Below are 14,703 nucleotides of genomic sequence, written 5' to 3'. Positions count from 1 at the left end.
TAGGCGCTAGCGCGGGGCGAGCACCCCCACGCCGACCAGCGCCAGCAGCGCCAGTCCGAGCACCACGCGGTAGACGACGAACGGCGTGAACGTGCCGCGGTCGAGGTAGCGCAGCAGCCAGGCGATCACCGACAGGCCGACGCCGAACGCGATGACCGTGGCCAGGACCGTCGGCCCCCAGGAGACGGTCTCCCCCACGACGTCGCCGGTGAGCGCCTCGTACACCTGGAAGAAGCCCGACCCGAGCACCGCCGGGATCGCCAGCAGGAACGAGTACCGGGCGGCGGCCGCGCGGGTGTAGCCGAGGAACAGGCCCATGGTGATCGTGCCGCCGGAGCGGGACACGCCGGGGACCAGCGCCATCGCCTGCGCCAGCCCGAACAGCAGCCCGTCGCGGACGCTGAGGTCGGCGAGCTCGCGCTTCTTCCGGCCGACCCGGTCGGCCCAGTACAGGACCAGCGAGAACGCGACCAGCGAGATGGCCACGATCCGCAGGTCGCGGAACGTCGTCTCGATGTCGTCCTGGAACAGCAGGCCGAGCACGACGATCGGCACGCTGCCGACGATGATCAGCCAGCCCATGCGGGCGTCGGCGTCCGAGCGGCGCGTCCGGTCGACCAGGGCCCGCACCCAGGCGACGACGATCCGCGCGATGTCCTTGCGGAAGTAGAGGAGCACCGCGGCCTCGGTGCCGATCTGCGTGATCGCGGTGAACGCCGCGCCCGGGTCACCCCAGCCCGCGGCCTCCCCGACGACGCGCAGGTGCGCGCTGGAGGAGATCGGCAGGAACTCCGTCAGCCCCTGCACCAGCCCCAGGACGACGGCCTCGAACCACCCCACGGGCGCTCAGCCCCGGGTTCCGGGGGTCGGGCGGGACGCGGTGCGCGGGTTCCGTCGGAGCACGGGAGGACAGCCTAGGTCGGCCCGCCGGGGCCGGCCCGGCACCACGCGGGTCGCCGTCCTCACACCGCCGCGCCCACCGGCCGCTGTCGGCCCGCGACGGTAGGTTGGCCGGTCGTGGAACAACGGGCGCTGGGACGCAGCGGCCTGGTCGTCTCCCGGCTGGCGCTGGGCACCATGACCTGGGGCCGGGACACCGACGAGGACGAGGCGGCGCTGCAGCTCACCGCGTTCGTCGACGCCGGCGGCACGCTCGTCGACACCGCCGACGTCTACTGCGACGGCGACAGCGAGCGCACGCTGGGCCGGCTGCTGGCCGACGTCGTCCCGCGGTCGGAGGTGCTGGTCGCGACCAAGGCCGTGGGCCGCACCGGGCCGGGGCCGCTGGGCCGCGGCGCCTCCCGCGGGCACCTGCTGGCCGCGCTCGACGCGTCGCTGGCCCGCCTGGGCGTCGACCACGTGGACCTGTGGCAGCTGCACGCCTGGGACGACCACACCCCCGTCGAGGAGACCCTCGCCGCCTGCGACACCGCCGTGGCCAGCGGCCGGGTGCGGTACGTCGGGGTGAGCAACTACACCGGCTGGCAGACCGCGCAGGCCGCCACCTGGCAGCGCGCCTGGCCCGGCCGCGCGCCGCTGGTGAGCACCCAGGTCGAGTACTCGCTGCTGCAGCGCGGCGTCGAGCGGGAGGTCGTGCCCGCCGCCGAGGCGCTCGGGCTCGGGGTGCTCGCCTGGTCCCCGCTGGGCCGGGGGCTGCTCACCGGCAAGTACCGGGCCGCGACGCCGGAGGGCTCGCGGGGCGCCTCGCCGCAGTGGGCCGGGTTCATCGACGACCTGCGCTCGGCCACCGCCGACCGGATCGTGGAGGCCGTGGTCACCGCCGCCGACGGCCTGGGCACCACCCCGCTGGCGGTGGCGCTGGCCTGGGTGCGCGACCGCCCCGGCGTCGCCGCGCCCGTCGTCGGCGCCCGCACCGCCGTCCAGCTGCAGGCCTCGCTCGACGCCGAGAGCGTCCGGCTGCCCGCGGCCATCCGCACGGCGCTGGAGGACGTCTCCGCGCCGCACTTCTCCTACCCGGACCAGCGCACCGCCCGATGACGACGACCTCCGTGAGCACCGCACCCGCCCCCGACCCCGTCTTCGCCGCCTTCGTCGCCGCCGGCCTGTGGCCGGGCCTGGGCAAGCGGGCGGCCGCCGAGCTGCCCGCGGCCGGCATCACCTCCCCCGACGACGTCACCGCCGCGAAGCTGCTGAAGATGCCGCGGGTCGGCAAGCAGCGCGCCGAGCGGCTGTTCTCCTCGTTCCTGGCAGCAGGGCCCACCTACGGCGTGGTCGAGCTGCTGGTGCGGGCCGGGTTGGAGGCGAAGCTGGCGTCCTCGGCCGCCGACGCCCTGGGCGAGGACGCCGCGCGGCGGCTGCGCGACGACCCGTGGGCGCTGCTGGGTCTGCACGGCGTCAGCCTCACCGACGCCGACCGGCTGGCGATCTCGCTGCTGCCCGGCGCCGACCGGCAGGACTCCCGGCGCGGCCGCGCGATCGTCGTCATGACCCTGCGCACGGCCGGCCGCGACGGGCACACCGTGCTGCCCGCCGACCTGGTCGTCGCCGCGCTGCGCGCCGAGGGCGTCACCGACCCGGCGGCGGCGATCGTCGCGGCGGTCGAGTCCGGCGAGGTGCTCGACCACGAGCCGCCGGAGCCGGAGTGGGACGAGTCCTCCGACAGCGATCCTGACGCCGAGCCGCCCGAGCCCGACCCGGCGCTGCGGATGCTGTCGCTGGCCCGGTTCGGCATGGCCGAGGAGGCCGTCGCCGAGGGCGTGGCCCGGCTGGCCGCCACCGCCGAGCGGATCGCCGACCCGGCCGCCGTCCGCTCGGTGTCCAAGGGCCTCGACGAGGCGCAGAAGCAGTCCGTGGCGCAGGTGCTCGGCGCCGGGGTCTCGCTGCTCACCGGCGGCCCGGGCACCGGCAAGAGCCGCACCGTGGCCGCCGTCGTGCGCCTGCTGCGGGCCAAGGGCACCGAGGTCGCGCTGGCCGCCCCCACCGGCCGGGCGGCCAAGCGGCTGGAGGAGCTCACCGACCACCCCGCGGTCACCGTGCACCGGCTGCTCGGCGCGCAGGGCTTCGGCGGCGGGTTCGCCCGCAACGAGGAGTGGCCGCTCGACGCCGACGTCGTCGTGGTGGACGAGGCGTCGATGCTCGACGTCGAGCTGACCGCGGCGCTGATCGAGGCCTGCCCCGACGGCACCCACCTGCTGCTGGTCGGCGACCCCGCGCAGCTGCCCTCGATCGGCCCCGGCCACGTGCTCGGCGACCTCATCGACTCCGGCGTCGTCCCGGTGACCGAGCTGACCACGCTCTACCGGCAGGCCGAGGGCGGCGCGATCGCCCGGCTGGCGTCGGCGGTGCGCACCGGGCAGCTGCCGCCGGTGGACTCCCCCGACCGCGAGGTCGTCGTCGTGCCCGCCGCCGGCAGCGGCGAGGCGGCCCGGCGGGTGGTGCAGCTGGTCACCGACTCGATCCCGCGGGCGCTGGGGATCGACCCGCGCAACGTGCAGGTCGTGACGCCGGTGCACCGCGGGCCGGCCGGGACGATCGAGCTGAACAAGGCGCTCAAGGAGCGGCTCAACCCCGGCGACGGCACGGTGTTCGGCTTCGACGTCGGCGACCGGGTGGTGGCCACCGCCAACCACCTCGACCTCGAGCCGATCGGGTTCGCCAACGGGGAGGTCGGCGTGGTCACCGGCACCGGCGAGGGCTCGCTGACCGTCGACTTCTCCTCGGGCCCGGTGACGGTGACCGGGGACGCGCTGCCCGACCTGCGGCACGGGTGGGCGATCACCGTGCACCGGGCGCAGGGGTCGGAGTGGCCGGGCGTCGTCGTGGTGCTGCCGCCGGAGGCGGGCGGGATGCTGTCGCGGCCGCTGGTCTACACCGCGCTCACCCGCGCGCAACAGCACCTGTCGATCGTGCACGCGTCCGGCGCGGCGCTGGCGCGGGCGGTGCGGGAGGTCGACGTCCGCCCGCGGCGCACCCGCCTGGCCCGGCTGCTGCGCGAGAACCTGGACGCCTGAGCGCCGCCTGCCGCGCGAGAGCGTGCTAGTCGCGGCGGGTGAGGCCGGCGCGGAGGGCGCACAGCAGCTGGGACGTCGCCGCGCGCAGCTGGCCGGGGCAGGTCAGCGGCCGCGGGAACGGCACCCGGACGTCGCGGTGCCCGCCCGGCCGCTCCACCCGCAGCCGGTAGCCGAACCGGTCGATGCCCAGCGGGCGCACGGTCTCCCCCGGCCCGGCCGGCACGCGGCTGCGCAGGACGGCGAGCACGTCGGGGTGGTCGCGGTCGAGGTGCTGCAGCATCCGCGCCTCGACGGCGGCGAGCGGGTCGGGGCGGGCGGCGGCGAACCCGCCCGGCGAGACCTCGGTGCAGGCGTCGCCCTCGCGCAGCACGACCTCGGCGAGGTCCAGGCGCAGCAGCGTGGCCGACGTCCCGACGTCGAGCAGCGCGCCCTCGGGCCGGACCTCGGCGAAGGCGACCGCGGCCGCCCGCCGGTCGACCTCGGGCACCGGGGTCAGCCAGCCGGCCAGCCACAGGGTCGCCCGCACCGGGTCGCGCAGCGGCACCGGCGCGCGGTCGCTGACCATGAGCAGGGCCGAGACCTCCCGGTCCGGCGCGCCGTCGAGGGCGGCGGTGACCTCGCCGTCGGCGGGGACCAGCACGAGCACCTGCCCGGCGGCGGTGGTGGCGTGCGCGAGGGGACGGCTCGGCTCGCGGCCGGCGACGCACAGCGCCGCGGCGCGGCGGGTCGCGGCGGTGCGGGCCCGTTCGGGGGCGCCGGCGACGGAGAGCGCCGGAGAACCCGGGCAGGTGGTCATGGCTCCCCCTCGAGACGACGGTAAGGGAAGCCTAACCACACCCACCGGCGGAGGGAAGCGGGCGTCATCCCCCGTTGGCGGCGCGCGCCCGCCGCAGGTTGCGCCGGACCGTCGCCGGGAGCAGCGCCAGGTTGGCGACCGCCCCGGCGGCGAGCAGCACCAGCAGGTGGACCACCGCGCCGGCGTCGAGGACGACGGCCAGCACCACCGCGGCCAGCAGGCACAGCCCGGCCAGGCCGAGGACGACGGAGGCCGCGCGGTCGCGACCGGCGTGCGCGGCGTGCTGCCCGTCGAGGACGGTCAGCGTGGTGCCGGCCCAGTCCGCGGCCGCCGGCCGCAGCCGCGCGTCGTCGACCGGCCGGCCGCGGGTCACCGCCGTCTGCACGGTGTCGGCCTCGGCGCCGCTGAGCCCGTGCCGGGCGACCACCTCGGCGCGCAGGTCGCGGGTGCCCGGGCCGCGCAGGTCCGCCCAGAACCGGCGGCCGGCGAGCGACCAGGCCAGCAGCGGCAGCACGAGCGCGACGAGGAGCAGGAACACCAGCACGAGGGGCACCCGGCGAGCATGCCGGGCGTCCGCCCGCCCCGGGGCGCGGCCGTCCCGGACGGGGACGCGTGTGCGCGGCGCTCCCGCGGGGCACGGGGGCGCCGTCCGGACCGGGAGGGGGCCGCGTGCACGCGCTGGTGACCAACGACGACGGGATCGACAGCCCGGGGGTGCACCTGCTGGCCCGCGTGGCGGCGGAGGCGGGCCTGGAGGTGACGCTGGCCGCGCCCGACCAGGACCACAGCGGGTCCAGCGCGTCGATGACCGCGCTGCTGCACGGCAACCGGCTGGCGGTCCGGGAGCGCCGGCTGCCCGGCGTGGGCGCCGTCCGCGCCCTCGCCGTCGGGGCCTCCCCCGCGCTCATCGCCTTCGCCGGGGCGCGCGGCGCGTTCGGGCCGCGGCCGGACGTCGTGCTCTCCGGCGTCAACCGGGGCCCCAACACCGGGACGGCGGTGCTGCACTCGGGCACCGTGGGCGCCGCGCTGACCGGCACCCTGCACGGGCTCCCCGGCCTGGCGGTGTCGCTGGCCGGCAGCGCCGACCCGGCCGCGGAGCACGCGTGGGCCACCGCCGAGGAGGTCACCCGCCGGGCGCTGCGGTGGACCCTCGGGCTCGCGCCGGGGCCGGTGGTGGTCAACGTCAACGTCCCCGACGTCCCGCCGGAGCGGCTGCGCGGGCTGCGCCCGGCCCGGCTGGCGCCCTTCGGCGCGGTGCAGGTCGAGGTCGGCGAGACCGGCGCGGACTTCGTGGCGCTCACCTTCCGCGAGAGCCCCGACGGGCCGGCCCCGGGCACCGACGACGCCCTGCTGCGGGAGGGGTGGGCCACGGTGACCCTGCTGCGGCCGCCCGCCGAGGCGCCCGGGGCGGACTACCCGGGGCTCGACGGCGCCTGAGCCTCCCCGAGCGCTGCGGCCGCGGCGGCCGGGTCGCCGGCGCCGGCGGGCGGGCAGACCCGGTCCAGGGCGGCGGCGCCCCCGGGGGCGCGCAGGACGGCGTCGCGGCCGGTGAGGTCGGCGGGGACGGCGGGACGGCGTCCCCGTGGTCGCGCAGCCCGCCGTCGAGCCGCGCGGGGTCGCGCGGCAGGACCCGCGGCCGGACGCGGGCCTGCACCAGCAGCCGCGTCAGCCGCGGGCGACGTCGCCGGTGGGCGGAGTCACCCCGACCGCGGTGCCGGGGGTCCGCTCGCCCCCCTGACGATCCCCCGGTCAGGCGGTGCGGTCGTCGTCGTCGAAGGGGACGTCCGCCTCCTGCTCCAGCACGTCGGCCTCGTTGGCGTCGACGTCGCCGACCGGGCGCAGCGGGCCGGCCGAGCCCGGCGCGGTCGACAGCTGCTGCTCCAGCGCGTCGGCCTCGTTGGCGTCGAGGTCGCCGACCGGTCCCGCGTCGCCGGCCCCGGCGGGGGCCACGGGCTCGAGGAGGGCCTCCTGCTCGGCGCGGTCGGCGTCGGTGGCGGAACCGGGATCGGTCACGTCGTCCTCCCTCGGGTGCGGATCGGGTCGCCGTCCATCCTGCCGCCCGTCCCCCGCGGCGGCAGTCCGGGGACCGGCGCCCGGGTGACCGGCAGGTGTCCACCGTGGCAACATCGGGCGGGTGAACGCCGCCGACTGGGAGTACGCGCCGCTGCGGATCCCCCCGGGCACGTCCCGTTCCGCAGCGGCGACCATGTTGAGCCTCCAATCCGACGTCGGCGGGTGGGAGCTGGCCCGCCTCCAGCTGCACGCGGACGGCACCCGCAAGGTCGTCCTGCGGCGCCGCGCGCGGCTGTCCTACCTGCCGATGCCGGTCACCTGACGCCGACTCCCGTTTGAGTCGACGTCAAGAACTCGCTTGACCACAGGTCAAACGAGGGCCACGCTCTGCCTGTGACGCAGGGCACGTCGGGGGCGCGGGCGGGAGCCGTCGAGCGCACCCGGGAGCGCGTCCTCGCCGTGGCCCGCGACCGCTTCGTGGACCGGCCCTACGACGAGGTCCGCATCGCCGAGGTCGCCGCGACCGCGGGCGTGACCCAGCAGACGCTGCTCAACCACTTCCGGTCCAAGGAGGGGTTGTTCCTCGCCGTCGCCGAGGTGCTGCGGCCCGAGGTCGAGGCGCTGCGCGGCCGGGTGGTCCCCGGGGACGTCCCCGGGTTCGTCCGCGGGCTGATGCGCCAGTACGAGGCGCTCGGCGACGCCAACGTCCGCCTCGAGGCGGTGGCCGAGCGCATCGCCGACCTCGCCGAGGCGGTCGCGCGCGCCCGCGCCCACCACCGCGCGCTGCTCGAGCAGGCCTTCGCCGCGGACCTGCCGGACGAGCCGCGGGCGCGCCGCCGCGCCCTGGCCGCGCTCTACGCGGTCACCGACGTCCACACGTGGAAGCTCCTGCGCCGCGACCTCGGTCACTCCCGCGCCGAGACCACGGCGGTCCTCACCCACCTGCTCCGGGCCGCCCTCGCGACGGCCCCGTCCTGAGGAGGCGTGCCGTGCACGTCCAGGTCGCGCTGTGGGACGGCGGCGGCACCGTGCCGGCAGAGGTGGGGGTCGTCCGGCGGCTGGTGTCCCGGGGCCACTCGGTCAGCGTCCTGGGCGATCCCACGCTGGAGCCCGAGGTCCGCGCGGCCGGCGCCGCGTTCCACCCCTGGCGGCAGGCGCCGCACCGCCGGTCCGCGGCCGACCGGGACCTGGTCGACGACACGGCCTGCCGGACGCCGCTGCAGGTGCTCGACCGGCTGCTCACCCGGGTCGTCACCGGCCCCGCCGCCGCCTACGCCGCCGAGGTCCGGGCGGCGCTGGCGGCGCGGCCCGCCGACGTGCTCGTGGCCAGCGGGGTGCTCATGGGCGCGCTGGTGGCCGCGGAGGCCTCGGGGACCCCGTCCGTGGCGCTCTGCCCCAACGCCTACAACCGGCCCACGCCGGACCTGCCGCCGTTCGGGTCGGGCCTGCCCCCGGCGCGCGGGCCCCTGGGCCGGGCGCGCGACCGGTCGCTGCACCCCCTGGTCCGGCGCGCGTGGGACCGGGGCCTCCCCGACCTCGACGCCGCCCGCGCCGGGCTCGGCCTCGCCCCGCTGCGCGACGTGTGGGAGCAGTGGGACCGCGCCGCGCGGGTCCTCGTGCTCACCTCCGCGGCCTTCGACCTGCCCGCGCGGCTGCCGCCGAACGTGCGGCACGTCGGGCCGGTGCTCGACGACCCGGTCTGGGCGGCGCCGGTCGAGCCGCCGCCCGGGGACGGGCCGCTGGTGGTCGTGGGGTTCTCCAGCACCTACCAGGCCCAGGAGGACGTGCTGCGCCGCGTCGGGGTCGCCCTCGGCCGCCTGCCGGTGCGCGCCGTCGTCACCACCGGCCCGATGGTGGACCCCGCGTGCGTCCCGCGGACCGGCGGTGTCGTGGTGGTGCGCTCGGCGGCACACGCCCCGCTGTTCGCGGCCGCCGACGTCGTCGTCACCCACGCCGGGCACGGGACGCTGCTGAAGGCCCTCGCGGCCGGCGTCCCCGCGCTGTGCCTGCCCATGGGCCGCGACCAGCGGGACAACGTGGTCCGGGCCCGGCGGCACGGTGCGGCCCTGGGCCTCCGGCCGGGCGCCTCACCCGACCGGATCGCGGCCGCCGTGCGGCGGCTGCTCGCCGATCCCCGCTACCGGCGCGGCGCCCGGTCGCTCGGCGCCCGGATCCGCGCCGAGGCCGCCGGCTCCCCGCTGGTCGACGAGATCGAGCGCAGCGCCGGGACCGGCACCTCCGACGACCGGCGGACGCCGGCCTGACCCCTCACCCACCGGAGGACGCCATGTCCACCACCACCGACGCCATGTCCACCACCACCCTGGCCCCGCAGCGACCCGCCCCCGGCCGGCTCCGCCTCCCCGGCCAGGCCGACGCGCCGGACGGCCCGGTCGACCTCACCCTCATGTGGGTGATGCACCACGGCTTCCGCCGTGACCTCGCCGCCTTCGGCCGCGCGGTCGAGCGCACGCCGCTCGAGGACCGCCGGACGTGGGAGCTGCTGCGCCGGCGCTGGGACTACTTCGCCTCGGTCCTCCACCACCACCACACCGGGGAGGACGCGGGGCTGTGGCCCCTGCTGCTCGAGCGGGCGGCCGCGGCCGGGGACGCGGAGGGCCGGGCGATCCTGGAGGCGATGGCGGCGGAGCACGCGGCGATCGACCCGCTGCTCGGGGAGTGCTCGCACGGCTTCGCGCGGCTGGCGGGCGTGGCCGACGGGCCCGCGCGGGAGGCGCTGGCCGCGGCCGTCGCGGCCCTCCGCGTCCACGTCGACCGGCACCTGGCCCACGAGGAGCGCGACGGCATGCGGGTGCTGCAGGACCACCTGCAGCCGGCCGACTGGGAGTGGGTCGGCGCCCGGTTCTTCGACACCGCGTACACCACCCCGCGGCTGCTGGAACTGGTCGCCTGGGTCCTGCACGAGATGCCCCCGGAGGGCGTGGCCGCCCTGGAGCGGCAGGAGCGCGGCCGGGCCCTCGTGGCCGTCTGGCGCCTCGCCCTGCGGCGCCCGTTCCGGCGGCGGGAGCGGGCGGCCTTCCGCCACGCCTGACCCCGGTGCGCCGGGCGGTCCACGGCCGCCCGGCGCGGCCGGTCAGGGGACGAGCACGACCTTGCCGACGGTGCCGCGGTCGGCCAGCGCGGCCAGCGCCTGCGGCGCCCGGTCCAGCGGCAGGACCTGGCCGACGAGCGGGTCGATCGCGCCCGCGGTGACCAGCCGGACCAGCTCGTCGTGGGTCTGCCCGATCACGGCCGGGTCCTTCTTCTTGTACAGGCCCCAGTGCAGGCCGACGACGCTGTAGTTCTTGACCAGCGCGTGGTTGGCGGGCGCCTCGGGGATCCGCCCGCTGGTGAACCCGACGACGACCAGCCGGCCCTCGAAGGCGATGCACCTCCGTGACCTGTCGAACACGTCGCCGCCGACCGGGTCGTAGACGACGTCGGCACCCTCGCCGCCGGTGAGCTCCTTGACGACGGGGACGAAGTCCTCGGCCGTGTAGTCGACGACGTGGTCGGCGCCGAGCTCGCGGCACACCTCGACCTTGTGCGGGCCGCCGGCGGTGGCGATGACCCTGGCGCCGGCGGCCTTGCCGAGCTGGATCGCCGCCGACCCGACGCCGCCCGCGCCGGCGTGCACCAGCAGCCACTCCCCCGCCCGCAGGTGTGCCCGGCGGTGCAGGCCGACGTGGCCGGTCTGGTAGGTGATCCACAGCGCCGCGGCCTTCTCGTCGGACAGGCTGTCCGGCACCGGCCAGGCGTCGCGGGCGTCCATCAGCGCGTACTCGGCGAAGGCGCCGGGGCCGCCGGCCGGCGGGCCGATCACCCGCCGGCCGTCCTCGGTCTCCCCGCACAGCTCCATGCCGGGCGTGTAGGGCAGCGGCGGGCGCTCCTGGTACCTCCCCTGCGCCATGAGGACGTCGGGGAAGTTCAGCGCCGCCGCGCGGACCCGGACCTTGATCTGGCCCTCGGCCGGGGTCGGCTCCTCGACGTCCTCCAGCCGCATGACCTCCGAGGGGTCGCCGAGCTCGTGTACCCGCCATGCACGCATGCGCCGACCCTGCCAGAGGCCGGGGAACGGCGGTCACCGGCCCCGGCAGGAGCGGTCAGAGCATGGACGGCGGCCGCAGCGCCTCCGGGACGACGGCGGTCTCACCGGTCGCGGTCTTCGCGCTCGGCACGCCCTTGAACTTGTAGGGCACCGTGCCGACGCCGGGCTGGATGACGTACGCGGCGCCGGGCTCGCCCGACGTCCAGGCCATGACCATCGCGTCGGCGACCTCGGCGGCGGGGATGACCGGGAAGTCCGCGGCCTCGAACTCGTGGCGGATGCGGTCGATGATCGCGGTGTCGGCGAAGCCGGGGCAGATCGCGGTGATGGTGATGCCGTCGCGGGTCAGCCGCGGCGCCATCGACCGGACGAACGCGATCGCGCCGCCCTTGGCCACGCTGTAGCCGGGGTCGGTGGGCATCGGCGACAGGCCCGCCAGCGACGCCGTCACCACGATCGCCCCGCCGCCGGCCCGCTTGATCGCCGGGCGCGCGGCCTGCACGCCGTAGACGACGCCGAACAGGTCGATGTCGACCACGCGCATGAACTCGTCGAGGTCGAGGGCGTCGTCGCTCTTGGCGGCGGAGATGCCGGCGTTGAGGTAGGCGGCGTCGAGCCGGCCGTGCTCGGCCTCCACCTGCGCGACGACGGCCTCGTTGGCGGCGCGGTCGGTGACGTCGAGGGCGACGAAGTGCGCGCCGAGCTCCTCGGCCACCGACCGGTTGCGCTCGGAGTCGAGGTCGGCGGCGACGACGGTGACGTCCCGCTCGCGCAGCTTCTGCGTGAGGGCGCGGCCGAAGCCGCCGGTCCCTCCGGTGATCAGCGCGACGGAACCGGGGCCGGGAGGTGTGGGAGAGGTCACCCCGGCATCACACCACGGCGGCCGGGACGCCGAGCGCGAGGTCGACGGCGGCGGTCGCGTGCAGCCGGGCCGAGGGCAGGAGGGGCACCGCGGAGTCGTCCGGGCCCAGCAGCAGCTCGAGCTCGGTGCAGCCCAGCGCCACCGCCTGCGCCCCGCGCTCGGCGAGCCGGGCCACCACGGCGCGCAGCCCGGCGCGGGTGCCGTCGGAGAGCACGCCACGGCACAGCTCGCCGAAGATCGCGGCGTCGACGCGCGCGACGTCGTCGTCCGGCGGGGTGAGCACCGTCAGCCCCCGTGCCGCCAGGCGGTCCCGGTAGAACGGCTCGCGCACCGTGCCGGCGGCGCCGAGCAGGCCGACCACCGGCCCGGGCGCGGCCGCGGCCACCGCGTCGGCGATGTGCAGGAACGGCACCGTCAGGGCGGCCTCCACCGCCGGGGCCACCTTGTGCATGTAGTTCGTGCACAGCAGCACGAGGTCGGCGCCGGCGTCCTCCAGCGCCCGCGCCTCGGCGGCGAGCAGGGCCGCGGCGTCGTCCCACCGGTCCTCCACCTGGCAGGCGCGCACGGCGCGGAAGTCGAGGCTGCGCACCAGCAGCGAGGCGCTGGCCAGCCCGCCGAGCCGGTCGCGGACCGCCTCGTTGGTCACCCGGTAGTACAGCGCGGTCGACTCCCAGCTCATGCCGCCCAGCAGTCCGATCGTCCTCATGCGGTCAGGCTCCCCGGCGCCGAGCTCCCCGACCAGGTCGCGGGGTCGACCGGTCGACCCAAGCGCTGCTTTCATGTCGGCGTGGACTCCCGCCGGCTGCTGGTCTTCCGCGAGGTGGCGCACGCCGGTTCGCTCGCCGGCGCCGCCCGCGCCCTGGGCTGGACCCAGCCGGCGGTGAGCCAGCAGGTCCGGCGGCTGGAGGCCGAGACCGGGACCCCGCTGGTGGTGCGGGAGGGGCGCGGGGTGGCGCTCACCGAGGCCGGCCGGCGGCTGCTGCGCCACGCGGAGGCGATCGCCGACCGGCTGGCCGCGGCCGAGCAGGACGTGGCCGCGCTGACCGGGCTGGCCACCGGCGTCGTCCGGATCGCGGCCTTCCCGACCGCCGCCGCGGTGCTGGTCCCGCCGGCGCTGGCCGCGCTCCGGGACCGGGCGCCGGCCCTGGAGGTCCACTTCACCGAGCTGGAGCCGCCGGAGGCCGAGGCGGCGGTGCGCGAGGGCGCCGCCGACCTGGCCGTGGTCTTCCGGCACGAGGACGACGGGGAGGACGTCCCCGGCGACCTGCTGCGCGAGCCGCTGTCCCGCCACGCGGTGCAGGCGGTCGTGCCCGCCGGCCGGCCGGCGCCCGCCCTGCTGGCCGACCTGCGCGAGGAGCCGTGGATCGCCGGCTGCCCCCGCTGCCGCCGGCACCTGCTGCGCTGCGCGCGGCGCGCCGGGTTCTCCCCCGACGTCCGGTTCGCCACCGACGACCACGTCGTCGTGCAGCGGCTGGTCGCCCGCGGGCTCGGGGTGGCGCTGCTGCCGGCGTGGGCGCTGGCGATCAGCGCGCAGCCGGGCGTGGCCGCCGTCGACCTGCCCGACGTCGACGGGCGGGTGGTCGAGACCCTCGTCCGCCCCGACGCCCGGCGGGTGCCCGCGGTGGCCGCGGCGCTCGAGGCGCTGCGGGCCGCCCGCTGAACCGCGCTCAGACGCCGCGCAGGAAGCGGTCGAGCACCCGGACGCCGAAGCGCAGCGACTCCACCGGCACCCGCTCGTCGATGCCGTGGAACAGCGAGGCGAAGTCGAGGTCGGCGGGCAGCCGCAGCGGCGAGAAGCCGAAGCAGCGCATGCCCAGGCGCTCGAAGCTCTTGGCGTCGGTGCCGCCGCTCATCGTGAACGGCACCGGCCGCGCACCGTCGTCCTCGGCCTTCAGCGCCTCGACCATCATGTCGACCAGCGGGCCGTCGAACGTCGTCTCCACGGCCTGGTCGTGGACGATCCACTCGCGCTGGACGCCCTCGCCGACCAGGGAGGCCAGCTGGCGCTCGAACTCCTCCTCCTGGCCGTGCAGGAAGCGGCCGTCGACGGTGGCGCTCGCCGTCCCGGGGATGACGTTGGTCTTGTAGCCGGCGTCGAGCATCGTGGGGTTGGCGGTGTTGCGCAGCGCCGCGCCGATCATCCGGCTGATGCCGCCCAGCCGGGCCAGCGCCTCCTCCGGCTCGTCCGGGTCGATCTCGATGCCGTAGGCCTCCTCGACCGCGGCGAGGAACTGGCGCATCGGCGGGGTGAGCACGGTGGGCAGCCGGGTCGAGCCCAGCCGGGCGACGGCCTGGCACAGCCGGGTGACGGCGTTGTCGTCGTGGACGAACGAGCCGTGCCCGGGCCGGCCGCCGGCGGTCAGGCGCATCCACGCCAGGCCCTTCTCCGCCGTCTGGACCAGGTAGAGGCGCAGGTCGTCGCGGACGGTGATGGAGAAGCCGCCGACCTCGCTGATCGCCTCGGAGCAGTCGGCGAACAGGTCCGGGTGCTCGTCGACCAGCCAGCGCGCGCCGAGCCTGCCGCCGGCCTCCTCGTCGGCGACGAAGGCGAGGACGACGTCGCGCGGCGGCTGCACGCCGGTGCGGGCCCACTCGCGCACCAGCGCCAGGACCATCGCGTCCATGTCCTTCATGTCGACCGCGCCGCGGCCCCACACGTAGCCGTCGCGCTCCTCGCCGGAGAACGGGTGCACGCTCCACTCGGCGGGGTCCGCGGGGACGACGTCGAGGTGCCCGTGCACCAGCAGGGCGGGACGGCTGCGGTCGGCGCCGGGGACACGGGCGACGAGGCTGGCCCTCCCCCGCTCGGACTCCAGGACCTGCGAGGCGATGCCGACCTCGTCCAGCTTGCCGGCGACCCACTCGGCGGCCGTCCGCTCGCCGGCGCTGGTGGCGGTGTCGCCGGTGTTGGTCGTGTCGATCCGGATCAGCTCGCCGAGCAGCTCGGCGACCTCGGCCTGGGCCTGGACGGGACCTCGGTTCTCCACCCCGGCGACACTACGGGCCCGCCCCG

Annotated in this window: 16 protein-coding genes; 8 read left to right on the top strand and 8 right to left on the bottom strand. The window is 77.4% G+C overall.

Annotated elements, in window-relative coordinates:
• Nucleotides 1–6 precede the first annotated feature (6 nt).
• Complete coding sequence (locus ACI8AK_RS19060) at nucleotides 7–840, bottom strand: undecaprenyl-diphosphate phosphatase (RefSeq protein ID WP_456957538.1); 834 nt, start codon at nucleotides 838–840, stop codon at nucleotides 7–9.
• Between the two features lie 177 nt (nucleotides 841–1,017).
• Here ACI8AK_RS19060 and ACI8AK_RS19055 point away from each other — a divergent pair, with 177 nt between their 5' ends.
• Both ACI8AK_RS19055 and ACI8AK_RS19050 read left to right on the top strand, forming a co-directional pair.
• Nucleotides 1,018–1,998: an aldo/keto reductase gene (locus ACI8AK_RS19055; protein WP_387989598.1), complete on the top strand. Its 981-nt coding sequence runs from the start codon at nucleotides 1,018–1,020 to the stop codon at nucleotides 1,996–1,998.
• Between the two features lie 11 nt (nucleotides 1,999–2,009).
• Nucleotides 2,010–3,971 (top strand): AAA family ATPase, encoded by a 1,962-nt coding sequence (locus tag ACI8AK_RS19050; RefSeq protein ID WP_456903025.1) that lies wholly within the window; start codon nucleotides 2,010–2,012, stop codon nucleotides 3,969–3,971.
• Between the two features lie 25 nt (nucleotides 3,972–3,996).
• Here the strand turns inward: ACI8AK_RS19050 and ACI8AK_RS19045 are convergent, their stop codons facing one another.
• Nucleotides 3,997–4,767, bottom strand: a complete 771-nt coding sequence (locus ACI8AK_RS19045) for a DUF2470 domain-containing protein (protein ID WP_456903026.1) — start codon at nucleotides 4,765–4,767, stop codon at nucleotides 3,997–3,999.
• A 64-nt stretch (nucleotides 4,768–4,831) separates the two neighbouring features.
• Nucleotides 4,832–5,320 (bottom strand): hypothetical protein, encoded by a 489-nt coding sequence (locus ACI8AK_RS19040; protein WP_387989590.1) that lies wholly within the window; start codon nucleotides 5,318–5,320, stop codon nucleotides 4,832–4,834.
• 116 nt (nucleotides 5,321–5,436) lie between these two features.
• Here ACI8AK_RS19040 and surE point away from each other — a divergent pair, with 116 nt between their 5' ends.
• On the top strand, nucleotides 5,437–6,204 hold the full coding sequence (gene surE / locus ACI8AK_RS19035; protein ID WP_456957536.1) for a 5'/3'-nucleotidase SurE: 768 nt from the start codon (nucleotides 5,437–5,439) through the stop codon (nucleotides 6,202–6,204).
• 312 nt (nucleotides 6,205–6,516) lie between these two features.
• On the opposite strand, the gene ACI8AK_RS19030 is transcribed toward surE, so the two are convergent.
• Entirely contained in the window at nucleotides 6,517–6,780 is a 264-nt protein-coding gene (locus ACI8AK_RS19030) for a hypothetical protein (protein WP_387989581.1), read from the bottom strand.
• A gap of 121 nt (nucleotides 6,781–6,901) precedes the next feature.
• Between ACI8AK_RS19030 and ACI8AK_RS19025 the strand changes: the two genes are divergently transcribed.
• The 4 genes from ACI8AK_RS19025 (at nucleotide 6,902) to ACI8AK_RS19010 (ending at nucleotide 9,832) form a co-directional block, all read left to right on the top strand.
• A complete protein-coding gene (locus ACI8AK_RS19025) occupies nucleotides 6,902–7,102 on the top strand; it encodes a DUF5703 family protein (RefSeq protein ID WP_387989578.1) in 201 nt (66 codons plus the stop codon).
• Between the two features lie 71 nt (nucleotides 7,103–7,173).
• Nucleotides 7,174–7,758 (top strand): TetR/AcrR family transcriptional regulator, encoded by a 585-nt coding sequence (locus tag ACI8AK_RS19020; protein WP_456957534.1) that lies wholly within the window; start codon nucleotides 7,174–7,176, stop codon nucleotides 7,756–7,758.
• 11 nt (nucleotides 7,759–7,769) lie between these two features.
• Nucleotides 7,770–9,044, top strand: a complete 1,275-nt coding sequence (locus tag ACI8AK_RS19015) for a nucleotide disphospho-sugar-binding domain-containing protein (RefSeq protein ID WP_456957532.1) — start codon at nucleotides 7,770–7,772, stop codon at nucleotides 9,042–9,044.
• Between the two features lie 23 nt (nucleotides 9,045–9,067).
• Nucleotides 9,068–9,832 (top strand): hemerythrin domain-containing protein, encoded by a 765-nt coding sequence (locus ACI8AK_RS19010; protein ID WP_456957530.1) that lies wholly within the window; start codon nucleotides 9,068–9,070, stop codon nucleotides 9,830–9,832.
• Nucleotides 9,833–9,874: 42 nt separating this feature from the next.
• Here the strand turns inward: ACI8AK_RS19010 and ACI8AK_RS19005 are convergent, their stop codons facing one another.
• The 3 genes from ACI8AK_RS19005 to ACI8AK_RS18995 are packed head-to-tail and all read right to left on the bottom strand — an operon-like array spanning nucleotide 9,875 to nucleotide 12,396.
• Nucleotides 9,875–10,828 carry an NADPH:quinone oxidoreductase family protein gene (locus ACI8AK_RS19005; RefSeq protein ID WP_387989567.1) on the bottom strand — a complete coding sequence of 318 codons (954 nt, stop codon included), beginning with the start codon at nucleotides 10,826–10,828 and terminating at the stop codon, nucleotides 9,875–9,877.
• Nucleotides 10,829–10,883: 55 nt separating this feature from the next.
• Nucleotides 10,884–11,690 (bottom strand): SDR family oxidoreductase, encoded by an 807-nt coding sequence (locus ACI8AK_RS19000; protein WP_387989565.1) that lies wholly within the window; start codon nucleotides 11,688–11,690, stop codon nucleotides 10,884–10,886.
• 7 nt (nucleotides 11,691–11,697) lie between these two features.
• A complete protein-coding gene (locus ACI8AK_RS18995) occupies nucleotides 11,698–12,396 on the bottom strand; it encodes an aspartate/glutamate racemase family protein (RefSeq protein WP_456951244.1) in 699 nt (232 codons plus the stop codon).
• An 81-nt stretch (nucleotides 12,397–12,477) separates the two neighbouring features.
• Here ACI8AK_RS18995 and ACI8AK_RS18990 point away from each other — a divergent pair, with 81 nt between their 5' ends.
• On the top strand, nucleotides 12,478–13,350 hold the full coding sequence (locus tag ACI8AK_RS18990) for a LysR family transcriptional regulator (RefSeq protein ID WP_456957528.1): 873 nt from the start codon (nucleotides 12,478–12,480) through the stop codon (nucleotides 13,348–13,350).
• A 7-nt stretch (nucleotides 13,351–13,357) separates the two neighbouring features.
• Here the strand turns inward: ACI8AK_RS18990 and ACI8AK_RS18985 are convergent, their stop codons facing one another.
• Nucleotides 13,358–14,677: a M20/M25/M40 family metallo-hydrolase gene (locus ACI8AK_RS18985; RefSeq protein ID WP_456951246.1), complete on the bottom strand. Its 1,320-nt coding sequence runs from the start codon at nucleotides 14,675–14,677 to the stop codon at nucleotides 13,358–13,360.
• Between the last annotated feature and the right edge of the window lie 26 nt (nucleotides 14,678–14,703).

Source organism: Geodermatophilus sp. SYSU D00867 (genome assembly GCF_054050315.1).
This window is presented reverse-complemented; position numbering and strand designations above follow the sequence as displayed.